The 13,488-nt window shown below is 65.1% G+C and carries 12 protein-coding genes; 5 read left to right on the forward strand and 7 right to left on the reverse strand.

Features of this window, described 5'->3' with window-relative positions; genetic code table 11:
- Window positions 1-79: 79 nt before the first annotated feature.
- The 5 genes from pheT to rpmI all read right to left on the reverse strand — a co-directional run bounded on the left by pheT (window position 80) and on the right by rpmI (window position 5,095).
- On the reverse strand, window positions 80-2,497 hold the full coding sequence (gene pheT / locus HHL08_RS09980; protein WP_169572776.1) for a phenylalanine--tRNA ligase subunit beta: 2,418 nt from the start codon (window positions 2,495-2,497) through the stop codon (window positions 80-82).
- Window positions 2,494-3,588, reverse strand: a complete 1,095-nt coding sequence (gene pheS / locus HHL08_RS09985; protein WP_169572778.1) for a phenylalanine--tRNA ligase subunit alpha — start codon at window positions 3,586-3,588, stop codon at window positions 2,494-2,496. Before pheS ends, pheT begins: the two co-directional genes overlap by 4 nt.
- A gap of 87 nt (window positions 3,589-3,675) precedes the next feature.
- Window positions 3,676-4,293, reverse strand: a complete 618-nt coding sequence (locus HHL08_RS09990; RefSeq protein WP_169572780.1) for a LysE family translocator — start codon at window positions 4,291-4,293, stop codon at window positions 3,676-3,678.
- Window positions 4,294-4,515: 222 nt separating this feature from the next.
- On the reverse strand, window positions 4,516-4,878 hold the full coding sequence (rplT, locus tag HHL08_RS09995) for a 50S ribosomal protein L20 (protein WP_169572782.1): 363 nt from the start codon (window positions 4,876-4,878) through the stop codon (window positions 4,516-4,518).
- A 13-nt stretch (window positions 4,879-4,891) separates the two neighbouring features.
- A complete protein-coding gene (gene rpmI / locus HHL08_RS10000; protein ID WP_056690492.1) occupies window positions 4,892-5,095 on the reverse strand; it encodes a 50S ribosomal protein L35 in 204 nt (67 codons plus the stop codon).
- Window positions 5,096-5,269: 174 nt separating this feature from the next.
- Here rpmI and HHL08_RS10005 point away from each other — a divergent pair, with 174 nt between their 5' ends.
- Window positions 5,270-7,432, forward strand: a complete 2,163-nt coding sequence (locus HHL08_RS10005) for an AsmA family protein (protein ID WP_169572784.1) — start codon at window positions 5,270-5,272, stop codon at window positions 7,430-7,432.
- A 32-nt stretch (window positions 7,433-7,464) separates the two neighbouring features.
- On the opposite strand, the gene HHL08_RS10010 is transcribed toward HHL08_RS10005, so the two are convergent.
- Window positions 7,465-8,277 carry an inositol monophosphatase family protein gene (locus HHL08_RS10010; protein ID WP_169572786.1) on the reverse strand — a complete coding sequence of 271 codons (813 nt, stop codon included), beginning with the start codon at window positions 8,275-8,277 and terminating at the stop codon, window positions 7,465-7,467.
- Window positions 8,278-8,345: 68 nt separating this feature from the next.
- Here HHL08_RS10010 and HHL08_RS10015 point away from each other — a divergent pair, with 68 nt between their 5' ends.
- Together HHL08_RS10015 and HHL08_RS10020 are read left to right on the forward strand one after the other, a co-directional pair.
- A complete protein-coding gene (locus tag HHL08_RS10015; RefSeq protein ID WP_169572788.1) occupies window positions 8,346-8,768 on the forward strand; it encodes a VOC family protein in 423 nt (140 codons plus the stop codon).
- A 48-nt stretch (window positions 8,769-8,816) separates the two neighbouring features.
- A complete protein-coding gene (locus HHL08_RS10020) occupies window positions 8,817-9,053 on the forward strand; it encodes a hypothetical protein (RefSeq protein WP_169572790.1) in 237 nt (78 codons plus the stop codon).
- Between the two features lie 6 nt (window positions 9,054-9,059).
- On the opposite strand, the gene HHL08_RS10025 is transcribed toward HHL08_RS10020, so the two are convergent.
- Complete coding sequence (locus tag HHL08_RS10025; protein WP_169572792.1) at window positions 9,060-9,995, reverse strand: ribose-phosphate pyrophosphokinase; 936 nt, start codon at window positions 9,993-9,995, stop codon at window positions 9,060-9,062.
- Between the two features lie 130 nt (window positions 9,996-10,125).
- On the opposite strand from HHL08_RS10025, the gene HHL08_RS10030 reads away from it, so the two are divergent.
- Together HHL08_RS10030 and gltX are read left to right on the forward strand one after the other, a co-directional pair.
- Window positions 10,126-11,787, forward strand: coding sequence for an NAD+ synthase (locus HHL08_RS10030; RefSeq protein ID WP_169572794.1), 1,662 nt, complete (start codon window positions 10,126-10,128; stop codon window positions 11,785-11,787).
- Window positions 11,788-11,889: 102 nt separating this feature from the next.
- Entirely contained in the window at window positions 11,890-13,218 is a 1,329-nt protein-coding gene (gene gltX / locus HHL08_RS10035; RefSeq protein WP_169572796.1) for a glutamate--tRNA ligase, read from the forward strand.
- Window positions 13,219-13,488: the final 270 nt, after the last annotated feature.

Consider the following 13,488-nt stretch of genomic DNA (forward strand, 5'->3'; position numbering starts at 1 on the left):
CTACGCTCGAAACGAACGGCTGATGGGTAAATGGTCCGCGGCACCTTTGCATCGCGGCCCTTCATCCCGAAGCCAATCATCAACCCCGCAGCGACCCGCCCAGCTTCTGCGCGGCCTTCACCACCGCGGCGCTGATCGCTTCCAGCTCTTCCTGGCTGAAACTTTTCTCGCCCGGTTGCAACGTCACCTCGATCGCCAGCGACTTGAAGCCATCCTCCACGCCCGGCCCGACGAAGACGTCGAACAGGCGCACATCGACGATGGACTTCTTGTCCGCGCCCTTCACGCCCCGCACCAGCGCATCGGCCTCCAGCTGTTCCGGCACGACGAAGGCAAAGTCGCGCTTCACCGCCTGCAAGGCGGGCGGCGCATAGGGCGCGCGCATGAAGCCGCTCTTGCGCTTGCCCGGAATCGCATCGAGGAAAATTTCGCCCGCAACCACCGTGCCCGACAAGCCGAATTGCTTCGCCAGCGACGGGTGCAACACGCCATATTCGGCCAGCACCGCCTTCGGCCCCAGCCGCAGCGTGCCGGACTGACCCGGATGATAGGCGGCCGACGCCTCCCCGAAATTCTGGAGATTGCCGACCGGCGCGCCGGCCGCCGCCAGCAGCGCGATCACCTCGGCTTTGGCGTCGAATGCGTCGAGGCCCTGCGCCTTGCCCGTCTGCCAGCCCCGCGCGAACTTCTCGCCAGCCAGCACGAAGCCGACGGTCGCCCGCTCACCCTGCTTGAAATAGCGGCGGCCCAATTCGAACAGACGTACGCTCGTCGCGCTGCGATCGACATTCCGCTTCGTCGCCGATAGCAGGCCGGGCAGCAGCGATGGCCGCATGACCTTCAACTCTTCGGAAATCGGGTTCGCCAACGTCCAGTCGCCTCCGCCCACGGCGGCGGCTTCCTTTTCGGCAATGAACGACCAGTTGATCGCTTCGGCCATCCCGCGCGCCGCGGCGGTGCGGCGCACCCGGCGCTCGACCATCTGTTCGGGGGTAGCAGTCGGGCGGGCGACGCCCGGCACGCGCGGCAACGGGGTGGACGGCACCTGGTCCAGGCCGACGATGCGCACCACTTCCTCGACAATGTCGGGCCAGCCATCGACGTCGCGGCGCCATGTCGGCACAATGATCGTCCAGCTGCCCGGCACCGTCACCGGCATGCCGTCTTCATATTCGACGCGGCTCGCCTCGCCGCTGACGCCAAAGCCCAGGCTCTCCAGGATGCGCTTTTGTTCGTCGGCGGGCACATGCACGCCGGCCAGCGCCAGGCACTGGTCGGGCGCATAGGCCACGGTCCGGGGCGTCGCGGGCGGGGTGCCGGCACGGGTCGCCTGGCTGGGCGTACCACCGCACAGGCTCACCACCAGGCTGGTCGCGATCGACAGGCCGTCGTCCAGAAACGCCGGATCGACCCCACGCTCGAACCGGCCCCGCGCGTCCGACGTCAGGGTCAGCTTCTGCCCCGTCATCGCGATCCGCTCTGGCGTGAAATAGGCGCATTCGATCAATACGTCGGTCGTACCCTCCTGCGCGCCCGAATGTTCGCCGCCCATGATGCCGCCAATGTCGTGCACGGCTTCGTCGTCGGCGATGACGGTCATCGTCTCATCCACGGTGTAGCTCTTGCCGTTGAGCGCCAGCACCTGCTCGCTGGGCTTCCCCTTGCGCGCCACCAGGCCGCCTTTCAGGCGCGCCATGTCATAGACATGCAGCGGCCGGCCAAGATCGAACATGATATAATTGGTGATATCGACCAGCGTGCTGATCGGCTTCTGGCCGATGGCTTTGAGGCGCTTGGCCATCCATTCGGGCGATGTGCCGTTGGTCACGCCGCGCACCGTGCGCGCGAAAAAGGCGGGGCAGCCGTCCATATCGTCGGTGCGCACATCCGGCCCCGGACCCACGCCGGCAATCTCCGGCACGATGATGGCGTTGAGCGTGCCCAGGCCCGCTGCCGCCAGATCGCGCGCGATCCCGCGCACGCCCATGCAATCCTGACGGTTGGGGGTGACGCTGACGTCGATGACCGGATCGTTCAGCCCCGCCCAGTCGGCATAGACCTGCCCCACCGGCGCAGTTGCATCTAGTTCGATGATGCCGTCATGATCGTCGCCCAGTTCCAGCTCGCGCGTGGAACACATCATGCCGTTGGATTCGACGCCCCGGATCGCGGTCTTTTTCAGGACCATGCCGTTGGACGGCACCACCGCGCCCTCAAGGCCGAACACGCCGACCAGCCCCGCGCGCGCATTGGGCGCGCCGCACACGACCTGCAACGGCGTCCCGTCGCCATGATCGACCGTCAGTATTTGCAGCTTGTCGGCCTGCGGGTGGCGATCGGCGGTCAGGATCCGGGCGATCTTGAACGCGCCTAGCTTTTCGGCGGGATTTTCGACCCCTTCGACTTCCAGGCCGATGGCGTTCAGCGTCTTGAGGATGGTGGGCAGGTCGGCATCGGTGTTCAGATGCGTTTTGAGCCAGCTCAGAGTGAACTTCATGCGCCTACGCCTCCGCTCAGCGTGGGCACGTCCAGCGCCGAAAAGCCATAATGTTTCAGCCAGCGCAGGTCACCGTCGAAGAAAGCGCGCAAGTCGTTCATCCCATATTTGAGCATGGCGAGGCGATCGACCCCGGTGCCAAAGGCAAAGCCCTGCCACTCGTCCGGGTCCAGCCCGCACGCCTCGATCACCTTGCGATGGACCATGCCGCTGCCCAGCACTTCCAGCCAGCCGCCGCCCGGCGCGTCGCCATCGCCGCCGATGACCCGCTGGCCATTGGTCAGGGTATAGCCGACATCGACTTCGACCGAGGGTTCGGTGAAGGGGAAGTAGCTGGGGCGCAGGCGCAGGACGATGTCCTCGCGCTCGAAAAACGCCTTCAGGAACGTCTCCAGCGTCCATTTCAGGTGGCCCAGCGTGATGCCCTTGTCGATCACCAGCCCCTCGATCTGGTGGAACATCGGGGTGTGGGTGGCGTCGCTGTCGGAACGATAGACGCGGCCGGGCGCGATGATGCGGATCGGTGGCGGCGTGCCGTTCATCATCGTGCGGATCTGCACCGGTGACGTGTGCGTGCGCAGCAGCATCCGCTTCTGGCCTTCCTCATCGGGGAAGTAGAAGGTGTCGTGCATCGCGCGCGCCGGGTGCGTCTCGGGAATGTTTAGCGCGGTGAAATTATGCCAGTCGTCCTCTATCTCCGGCCCGGTTGCGACGGAAAAGCCAAGGTCGGCGAAGATTTCGGCCAGTTCGTCCATCACCTGGCTGACCGGATGGACCGATCCAAACGCACCACCGTCGGCGGGCAGGGTCATATCGACCTTCTCCGACGACAGCTTGGCGTCGAGCGCGGCCTGCTCCAGCGCGGCCTTCCTGTCCGCCAGCGCCACCGTCACGCTCTCGCGCAGATCCTGAATCGGCGGCCCTTTTTCCATCCGCTCATCAGGCGACATCGGGCCGAGCGTTTTGAGCAGGCCGGTCACGACCCCGCTCTTGCCCAGCGCGCCGACCCGCAGCGCCTCCAGCGCATCAAGTGTGTCGGCGGCGGCGATGTCGGCGATCAGGCCGGCTTTCAATGCGCTAATCTCAGTCATAAATCTTCCAGAGCCTGTGATGGCGGAAACATGCCCGCGGCCTTAGCGGCGGCGGGCGCTCAAGGAAAGGGCCAGGCCAGGAAAGCGCTACGCCCGCGCGCCCAGCAATGCCCCGCCAAAGCCGATGAACAGCAACCCGGTGCCGCGGTTGAACAGCGTCTGCCGGTTGGCCGGCTCCAGCCAGCGGGCCAGGCGCAACCCGCCCAGCGCATAGACGGCGTACCAGAAGCTTTCGATCACCACGAAACTGGCGATCAGGATCACAAGCTGGAGCCAGAAAGGCCGGTCCAGCTCGATGAACTGCGGAAAGAGCGCCGCGGCGAAGATGATCAGTTTGGGATTGGCCAACCCCGTCAGCAGCCCGCTGCCATAGAGGGCGCGCGCGGAACGGGCGTTGGTCGCTTGGCGCTCGCCGCCGCTCACCGGCGCGCGCCACGCCTTGATCCCCAGCCAGACCAGATAGGTGACGCCGGCATAGCGCAGCACATCGAACAGCCGCGGCGACGCCTTGAGCAGCGCGCCCAGGCCCAGCGCGGACGCGATCAGGCACAGCAGCACCGCGCTCATCAGCCCCGCCATCGTCGCTGTCGCCTTGCGCGGGCCATGGGCGATGCTCTGCGTCATCACATGCAGCATATTAGGGCCGGGCGTGGCCGATATCAGGAAAACCGCCGTAACATACAACCACCACAGATGCAGCGACATGGGATGCCTTCCGAAATTAGGTCCGTTCGGGCTGAGCGAAGTCGAAGCCTTCCGCTGAACGAAATGAAGCGCCTCGCCAAGCTCGGCAGAACCCTTCGACTTCGCTCAGAGCCTGCCCCCGGCTTGATCGGGGGGCGAACGGGGCGCGTTAGCGAACAAACAAAAAGGGCGCCGGAAGCATCTGCCCCCGGCGCCCTTTTGACGATCTTGCGACCGACTGGTTCAGGCCGCGGGCAGCGCAGCCTTCGCCTGGGCGATGATGGCGCTAAACGCCTCGCCTTCGTGCATCGCAATGTCGGCCAGGACCTTGCGGTCCAGTTCGACACCGGCCAGCTTCAGACCGTGCATGAACTGCGAATAGGTCAGGCCTTCGGCGCGGACACCCGCGTTGATGCGCTGGATCCACAGACCACGGAAGCTGCGCTTCTTGACCTTGCGATCGCGATAAGCGTACTGGCCGGCCTTTTCGACGGCCTGGCGAGCGATACGGATCGTGTTCTTGCGACGGCCATAATAGCCCTTCGCCTGAACCAGCAACCGCTTATGCTTCGCCTTGGTGGTTACACCACGTTTTACGCGTGCCATGTGCCTCTACTCCTTACTTCAGGCCGTAGGGCGCCCACAGGCGCACATGGGCAACATCCGAATCCGACAGGACGGACGTACCGCGGTTCTGGCGAATATATTTGGCATTGTGGCTGATCAGGCGGTGACGCTTGCCAGCGACGCCGTGCTTGACCTTGCCGGTCGCGGTGAACTTGAAGCGCTTCTTCACACCGCTCTTGGTCTTCATCTTGGGCATTTTCGTCTCCTTATCTGCGCGACGATTACAGACAGCCCCGGCAGCCCTAGTTAGCCGGGCGGTCTCACTGAATACTCGCGAAGGGCGCGCATAGGGCGACATGCGCGCAAAGGCAAGCGATTCGCGTAAACCGCCGCCCGGAGCCATTTACCCCGTCGGGGCGTTGAGGCCGCCATGGTCGATAGCGATGTGCACATTTCAGAACGTCCGGCCCCTGCGCCGCGCGTGGGCTATCGCGCGCACGCGACCGCGTTGCGCGAACGGTGGCGCAAACTCCCGCTGCCCGTCCGCATGCTCTTCGCCATCATAGGCTTCCTCTTCGCGATCTGGCTGATCCTGTTCATCACCAAGGGCCGATTCCTTAAAGGCTCCTTCGAACAGATATTGGGTAATCGCCTTCAGCGCGAAGTCCGGGTCGAGGGCGACTTCCAACTCTATTTCGCTCCGCTCAGCATCAAATTCCTGGCCGAAAAGGCGCGGATCGGCAATCTGCCCTGGGCCAGCCAGCCCGACCTGTTCCGCGCCGACCTGATCGACGCGCGCATTGCGCCGCTCAGCCTGTTGTTCGGTGACAAAGTCCGCCTGCCCTGGCTGGAGTTGCGCAACGGCACCGTCGACCTGGAATGGTCGCGCGATCACAAACATAATACATGGACGCTGGGGGATCCCAATGTGGAGGGCAAGCCTATGGTCTTCCCGCTGATCACCCAGGCTAAGCTGGCCGGAACCACGCTGCGCTACCGCGATCCCCGGATGCAGTTGAACGCCGACATCGGGTTCGAGACGGTCCGCGCGCGCGACACCCGTTTCGCCAGCGACGTGCGCCTGTCGGGCACCGGCAGCATGCGGGGGAAGCCCTTCTCGCTCAAAGGCGGCCTCCTTTCCCCCAACGCCACGGTGTCGCGCGGCAAGAACAGCCTGCAAATGCGCGCGCAGGCCGGCGCGACGATCGTCGACGTCGCCGGCACGCTGCGCGGCGCGACCGAATTGGAGGGCAGCGACCTGCGCCTTATAACGCGCGGCCCCAATCTTAGCCTGTTGTTCGATTTTCTGGGCGCGGCCATCCCCGACACGCGGGCCTATCGTTTTACCTCGGCCCTGACCAAGGTCGGCGAAGAATGGCGCTTCACCCAATTGAAGGGCCGCTTTGGCGCCAGCGATCTGGCCGGCCGCTTCACCGCGTCGCTGCCCAACAACCGCCTGTTGCTCAAGGCGGACCTGGCGACCCAGACGCTCGACATCGTCGATGCCGCCCCCTTCTTCGGCTATGACCCCGACAAGATCGAGAAGCAGGGCGCAGCCGGCGCGATCGAAACCGTGCAGGGTACGCCGCGCCTGTTGCCCGACGCGCCCTTGCGGGTGGAGGCGATCCGCAATTTCGACGCGAATGTCAGCTACAGCGTCAAGCGCGTCCGGGCGCAGCATGTCCCCATCTCCGCCATCGCCCTGACCTTGAAGCTCGACCGCAGCCTGCTGACCCTGTCGCCGCTCAGCTTCGACATGTCCGGCGGCCATGTCGCGTCCGACATAGAGATTAACGCCCGTGGCGCGCCGGTGAAGACCAGCTACGACATCCGCCTGGCCCCCACGCCCATGGGCACGCTGCTGGCGCGCTGGGGCGTCGAACAATCCGGCACCACCGGCACGATCAAGGGCCGCGTGCAGATGACCGGGCTGGGCGACACGCTCCATGATTCGCTCGCGACCGCCAACGGCCGCATCGCGGTCATCCTGCCGGCCGGGACGATGTGGGCGCGCAACGTGCAATTGTCCGAACTGGACGTCGGCACCTTCGTCACCAAGATGTTCTCGGGCAAATTGAAGCAGCCGGTGGAGATCAACTGCGGCCTGATTGCCTTCACGGTGAGGAACGGCGTCGCGGCGGCCGATCCGATCCTGATCGATACGAAGAAGAATGTCATGATCGGTCGCGGCGGCTTCTCGTTCAAGAATGAGAGCCTCGACCTTGCCTTCCGCGCCGACGGCAAGAAGGTCAGCCTGCTGTCCGGCCAGTCGCCGATCGGCATCAACGGCTATTTTGCGCGGCCGGGCATCAATGTCGTCAGCCCCGAACTACTGACCCGTGGCGGCGCGGCGCTGGCGCTGGGCGTGGTCGGCACGCCGATCGCGTCGTTGCTGGCCTTTGTCGACACGGGCGACGCGAAAGGCGCGGCCTGTGGCCCGATCCTGGCCGGGGCGAGCGCCCAGGGCCAGCGCACCAAGCGCGGCAATCCGCGCGACGATGTCGGCCGCGGCACCACGGCGAAGGACGAAAAGGGCGAGGGCAGCAAGGGCGAGCAGAAGAAGCAGGACAAGAAATTCCTAGGCATCTTCTGATCGCGACCCGCTGCTAGACTGCTTTCAGTCGGTCAATGATCGTGATTGCGGCCCGGCGCGCTGCCCAGCGCCTCCAGCACATCCTCCAGCCGCGCCGGATCGCCCAGCGCCAGCACATGGCCTTCGCTGTCGGCCGTCAGCGGCTCGCCATGCCAGTCGCACATCAGCCCGCCCGCGCCCTCGACCACCGGCACCAGAGCGGCGAAGTCGTAGCTTTGCAGGCCCGATTCGATGACGATGTCGAGAAAACCCGACGCCAGCAGGCCATAATTATAGCAATCCCCGCCATAGACCGGCCCCTGGCGCGGCGACCCGCCCGACACGGCGGCGACCAGCGCCATATAATGGGGGACGTCACCCTCGCCGAACAGATGCGGGCTGGTGGTGGCGATGCCCGCGCCCTCCAGCGCGGCGCAGGCGCGCGTGCGCACCGGCTTGCCATTGAAGGTCGTGGGCTGTCCGCTCATTCCGGCCCAGCGTTCGCGCGCGATCGGCTGGTCGATGATGCCGATCGTCGGCCAGCCGCCTTGCGTCAGCGCGATCAGGGTGCCGAAGATCGGCCGACCGGCGATGAAGCTGCGCGTCCCGTCGATCGGATCGAGTATCCACACCCGCTCGGCATCCTCGCGCACCGACCCATATTCCTCGCCGATGATGCCGTCGCCCGGCCGTTCCTTCTCCAATATCGCGCGGATCGCGGCTTCGGCGGCGCGGTCGGCCTCCGTCACCGGCGATTTGTCCGCTTTCAACTCCATGTCGTAACGGGCGCGGAAAAAGGGGCGGATGGCCGCGCCGGCGGCATCGGCAAGGCGGTTGGCAAGGGCCAGGTCGTCGCGGGTTGTCATGCCCTTCGCCTAGCGGTTGCGTCGCGCTTAGGCTAGACTGAACCACAGACGAAAAGAAGGAGAGGAAGATGCCCGGTTCGCCCGTCATCCCATGCCTGCGCTACGCCGATGCCCCCGCCGCGATCGATTTCCTGTGCGCCGCCTTCGGCTTTGCGCGCCATGCCGTCCATGCCGACGATAGTGATCCCACCATCATCCACCATGCCCAGCTGATCCTGGGCGACGGCATGGTCATGCTGGGCAGCGTCAAGGATATGGAGGACGAATCGCTCTACACCTGGTCCACCGTCCGCGACCTGGGCGGCATCACCGCCTGCGTCTATATCGTCGTGCCCGATCCCGACGGTCATTGCCTCCACGCCCGCAACGAAGGCGCTGTGGTGGTACAGGAACCGCAGGCCAATGACGGCTATCCCGGCCGCGGCTACACCGCGCTTGATCCCGAAGGAAATGTCTGGAGCTTCGGCAGCTACGATCCCTGGACCGATTAAGCCTTCGGAAACCCGACCGTTCTATCCTGCATCGTCAAAGGGGGGCGCATGGCGCTGATCGGCTGGTTCCTGAGTTTCGTCGGCCTGTTCGCGGGCCTCGCCCTGCGGCAGGACATGCCGTTCGGCGGATCGGTTACGCTGTCCAATCTGGCGATCGGCTTTGCGCTGCTCGCCTGCCCGATGCTGTGGCGCGAAAGGCCGCTGGGCATCTCGCGCGGTCAGCGCATCGTCGTCGCCCTGGTCATGATCCTGACGGTGCCGTTGGTGATGCTGCCCGCTGCCTGACCACCCTCAGTCGAACAGGCTGGATACCGAACTCTCGTCCGCGATCCGCTTGATCGCTTCGCCCAGCAGCGGGGCGATGGGCAGGTGGCGGATGCGCTTGGACGTGTTCACCGCCTCGGTCCCCTGAATCGAATCGGTGATCACCAACTCCAGCAGTTCCGACGCATCGACGCGCGCGACCGCGCCGCCCGACAGCACGCCATGGCTGACATAGGCGATCACGCCCTCTGCGCCCTGCGCCTTCAAAGCCGCGGCGGCGTTGCACAGCGTTCCCGCCGAATCGACGATATCGTCGATCAGAATGCAGAAACGGCCCTTCACGTCGCCGATGATGTTCATCACTTCGGATTCGCCGGCGCGCTCGCGGCGCTTGTCGACGATGGCGAGCGGGGCGTTGTCGAGCCGCTTGGCCAGCGCGCGGGCGCGCACCACGCCGCCGACGTCGGGCGACACGACCATGATATTCTTGTCGCCAAAGCGCGCCTGGATATCGGCCGACATCACCGGCGCACCGAACAGATTGTCGGTCGGGATGTCGAAAAAGCCCTGGATCTGCCCGGCGTGCAGATCGACCGACAACACGCGGTCGGCGCCCGCCGTGGTAATCAGATTGGCGACCAGTTTCGCCGAGATGGGCGTGCGCGGGCCGGGCTTCCGGTCCTGCCGGGCATAGCCGAAATAAGGGACGACCGCCGTGATTCGCTTGGCCGACGCGCGTTTCAGCGCATCGATCATGATCAGCAATTCCATCAGATTATCGTTGGTCGGATAGGCGGTCGACTGGATCACGAACACGTCTTCGCCGCGGACATTCTCATGAATTTCCACGAAAACTTCTTCGTCGGCGAAGCGGCGAACGCTGGCGTCGGTCAGGGGGATTTCGATATAGTCGGCGATAGCGGCCGCGAGCGGCTTGTTGGAATTGCCGGTCATGAGTTTCATAGCGAAAAACCCCAGGCTGATTGGCGTGACGAATGGATGACGATGCGCGAAACGCGGTCCCTGTAGCGGCGCAAGGCGCAAGTGGAAAGGCGCTTTTGCGCCAGCCCCAAAAATGGACTAGGGCGCTGGCATGACCGACAAACTCGTGATCGCACTCGCGCAGATGACCCAGTCCGTGGGCGACCTTGCGGCCAATGCCGACGCCATGCTGGAATGGCGCGCGCGGGCGCAGGGTGCCGACCTCATCGTCTATCCCGAACTGCAACTGATCGGCTACCCGCCCGAAGACCTGGTCCTCAAGCCCGCTTTGGTCACCCAGGCCAATTATCAGCTCGACCGGCTGGCGCAGGAAACGGCCGATGGCGGCCCGGCGATGCTGGTCGGCACGGTCGTCGCGGCGCAGGGCGTCCTCTTCAACGTCGTCGCCCTGCTGGAAAATGGCGCGGTCACCGCGATCCGGCAAAAGCGCGAACTGCCCAATTACGGCACCTTCGACGAAAAGCGCCTCTTCGCCCCCGGCCCGCTGCCCGCGCCGATCGACTTCAAAGGCGTCAAGATCGGCGTGCCCATCTGCGAGGATATCTGGTTCCCCTTCGTCACCGCGCATCTGCGGGCCGAAGGCGCGGAAATCCTCATCAGCCCCAATGGCAGCCCCTATGAGGTCGACAAGGACGATCGCCGCCTCAACGCCGTCGCTGGCACCCGCGTCCGCGAAACCGGCCTGCCTTTGGTCTATCTCAACCGCGTCGGCGGACAGGACGAACTGGTGTTCGACGGCGCGTCCTTCGTGATGAACGGCGACCTTGGCATCGCGCAGCAACTGCCCGATTGGGAAGAGGCGCTGGTGCTGACGCAATGGGAGAAATGGGACGGCCAGTGGGTCTGCCTGCCCGGCGAGCCGCATCAATTGGATGACCGCCCGGCCGACATCTACAACGCGATGGTCCTTGGCCTGCGCGACTATGTGAACCGCAATCGCTTCCCCGGCGTGGTCCTCGGCCTGTCGGGCGGCATCGATTCCGCCCTCTCCGCCGCCGTCGCGGTCGATGCGCTCGGCCCCGACCGTGTCTGGTGCGTGATGATGCCTTCGCGCTTCACCTCCCAGGAAAGCCTGGACGATGCGGTGGAGTGCGCCCGCCTGCTCGGCGTCCGTTACGACACGATCCCCATAGAACCGGCCGTCGCCGCCTTCGACACGATGCTGGCCCCGGTGTTCGAAGGGCGCCAGCGCGACCTCACCGAAGAAAATATCCAGTCGCGTATCCGCGGCGTGACGCTCATGGCCCTGTCCAACAAATATGGCCATATGCTGCTCACCACCGGCAACAAGAGCGAGATGTCGGTCGGCTACGCCACCATCTATGGCGACATGGCGGGCGGCTATTCGGTGCTCAAGGACGCCTACAAGACCACCGTGTTCGACCTGTGCCGCTGGCGCAACGAGAACGTCCCGTCGCTGGGGGCAGGCATCGGCCCGGAAGGCCCGGTGATGCCCGATCGCGTCATCACCAAGCCGCCCAGCGCCGAACTGCGCGACAATCAGCGCGACGACGACAGCCTGCCGCCCTATGAAGTGCTCGACCCCATCCTCTACGGCCTGGTCGAGGAGGAACTGTCGGTCGACGGGCTGGTCGAACGCGGGTTCGAGAAGGAGACGGTCGCCCGGATCGAGCGCCTCCTCTACGTCGCCGAATATAAGCGCCGCCAATCGCCGCCCGGCGTGAAACTGGGCACCCGCAATTTCGGCCGCGACCGCCGCTACCCGATCACCAACGGCTTTCGTACGATATAACCAATATAAAAAAGCCGTTCGGGCTGAGCGAAGTCGAAGCCCTGCACTGAGCGAAGCGAAGTGACTTTGCTACGCGCGAACCGAACGGGTTTAGGACCAATCATGACCGTCATCACCCGCTTCGCCCCGTCGCCGACCGGCCATCTCCATGTCGGCAATATCCGCGCCGCGCTCCACAACTGGCTGTGGGCGCGCAAATCGGGCGGCCAATTCCTGCTGCGTCTCGATGATACCGATCTCGAACGCTCGCGCCCCGAATATGCGGATGCGATCAAAGCGGACCTGGCGTGGCTCGGCCTCCATTGGGACGGTGAGGAGAAGCAGTCGGACCGTTTCGCTCTCTACGAATCCCGGTTCGAAGCGCTCAAAGCGTCCGGCCATGTCTATCCGGCTTATGAAACCGCCCAGGAACTCGACCTGCGCCGCAAAATCCTGCTCGGTCGCGGCCTCCCGCCGGTCTATGACCGCGCGGCCCTGTCGCTGACACCGGACCAGATCGCCGCGTTCGAAGCCGAAGGCCGCACCCCCCATTGGCGCTTCAAGCTCGACCATGATCAGCCGATCACCTGGACCGACCTCATCCGCGGCGACCAGCGCTTCGACCCGAAATTGCTGTCGGACCCGGTCATCCGCCGAGCCGACGGCAGTTGGCTCTACATGCTCCCGTCGGTGATCGATGATATCGCCATGGGCGTCACCCATGTCCTTCGCGGCGAGGATCATGTCTCCAACACCGCCACCCAGATTCAGATGTTCACGGCGCTCGGCGCGCCGCTCCCCGCCTTCGCCCATGAAGCGCTGCTGACCGGCAGCGAAGGCAAGTTGTCCAAGCGCTTGGGGTCGCTCGGCGTCGCCCATTTCCGCGAGATCGGCCTCGAAGCGGCCGCCATCGCCTCCCTGCTCGCCCGCCTGGGCAGTTCGCAGCCGATAGAGCCATTCGCGGATATCCAGCCGTTGATCGACAGTTTCGACTTCGCCCATTTCGGCCGCGCCCCCGCGCGCTTCGATGAAGCCGAACTCGCGACCCTCAACCAGAAGATCGTCCACCTTCTCCCCTTTGAGGCTGTCGCAGACCGCCTGCCCGAAGGCATGGACGCCGCCGCTTGGGAAGCCATCCGCCCCAATCTGGAAACGGTCGCCGGCGCGGCCGACTGGTGGCGCATCGTCACCGGCCCCATAGACGCGCCGGCGCCAGCGGACGAAGACCGCGATTTCCTCGCCGCCGCCCATCGCATCCTGTCGGACGCCGCCTTCGATGCCGACATCTGGCGCACGCTGACGGGTGCACTCAAGGAAGAAACCGGCCGCAAGGGCAAGACCCTCTTCCTCCCCCTCCGCCGCGCGCTGACCGGGCTGGATCACGGCCCGGACATGGGACAATTGCTGCCGCTGATCGGCAAGAATGAGGCCTTGGCACGCCTGCGGACTTGAAGGCAGGCGCGACGAAATTTCTCGTCGTCCCGGCATCGTCCCCAGCCTGCGGTCGCCCGATTGGACCGCCGCCACCCGCCCCCTCCTTCCGCTTCGAACGAAGTCGAGAAGCGCCACGCGCTCCCCTCCTATTCCCCTTCCAAAATAGGATTTCCTCTGATCTATGCTTTCAGGTGGACCAGCATTTCCCCATTCCTCCGGCAGCGCCGTCGCGCGGCAAGCGCTTCGCCGTGACCCCACAGGCGCGTCGGTGTGACCCCGCCGTAACCC

The organism is Sphingobium psychrophilum (assembly GCF_012927105.1).
Taxonomy (GTDB): domain Bacteria; phylum Pseudomonadota; class Alphaproteobacteria; order Sphingomonadales; family Sphingomonadaceae; genus Sphingobium; species Sphingobium psychrophilum.

Excerpts from the sequence above, each read along its gene's own strand:
- pheT (WP_169572776.1), bottom strand. The coding sequence starts at position 2,497 with ATGAAGTTCACTCTGAGCTGGCTCAAAACGCATCTGAACACCGATGCC.
- pheS (WP_169572778.1), bottom strand. The coding sequence starts at position 3,588 with ATGACTGAGATTAGCGCATTGAAAGCCGGCCTGATCGCCGACATCGCC.
- HHL08_RS09990 (WP_169572780.1), bottom strand. The coding sequence starts at position 4,293 with ATGTCGCTGCATCTGTGGTGGTTGTATGTTACGGCGGTTTTCCTGATA.
- rplT (WP_169572782.1), bottom strand. The coding sequence starts at position 4,878 with ATGGCACGCGTAAAACGTGGTGTAACCACCAAGGCGAAGCATAAGCGG.
- rpmI (WP_056690492.1), bottom strand. The coding sequence starts at position 5,095 with ATGCCCAAGATGAAGACCAAGAGCGGTGTGAAGAAGCGCTTCAAGTTC.
- HHL08_RS10005 (WP_169572784.1), top strand. The coding sequence starts at position 5,270 with ATGGTCGATAGCGATGTGCACATTTCAGAACGTCCGGCCCCTGCGCCG.
- HHL08_RS10010 (WP_169572786.1), bottom strand. The coding sequence starts at position 8,277 with ATGACAACCCGCGACGACCTGGCCCTTGCCAACCGCCTTGCCGATGCC.
- HHL08_RS10015 (WP_169572788.1), top strand. The coding sequence starts at position 8,346 with ATGCCCGGTTCGCCCGTCATCCCATGCCTGCGCTACGCCGATGCCCCC.
- HHL08_RS10020 (WP_169572790.1), top strand. The coding sequence starts at position 8,817 with ATGGCGCTGATCGGCTGGTTCCTGAGTTTCGTCGGCCTGTTCGCGGGC.
- HHL08_RS10025 (WP_169572792.1), bottom strand. The coding sequence starts at position 9,995 with ATGAAACTCATGACCGGCAATTCCAACAAGCCGCTCGCGGCCGCTATC.
- HHL08_RS10030 (WP_169572794.1), top strand. The coding sequence starts at position 10,126 with ATGACCGACAAACTCGTGATCGCACTCGCGCAGATGACCCAGTCCGTG.
- gltX (WP_169572796.1), top strand. The coding sequence starts at position 11,890 with ATGACCGTCATCACCCGCTTCGCCCCGTCGCCGACCGGCCATCTCCAT.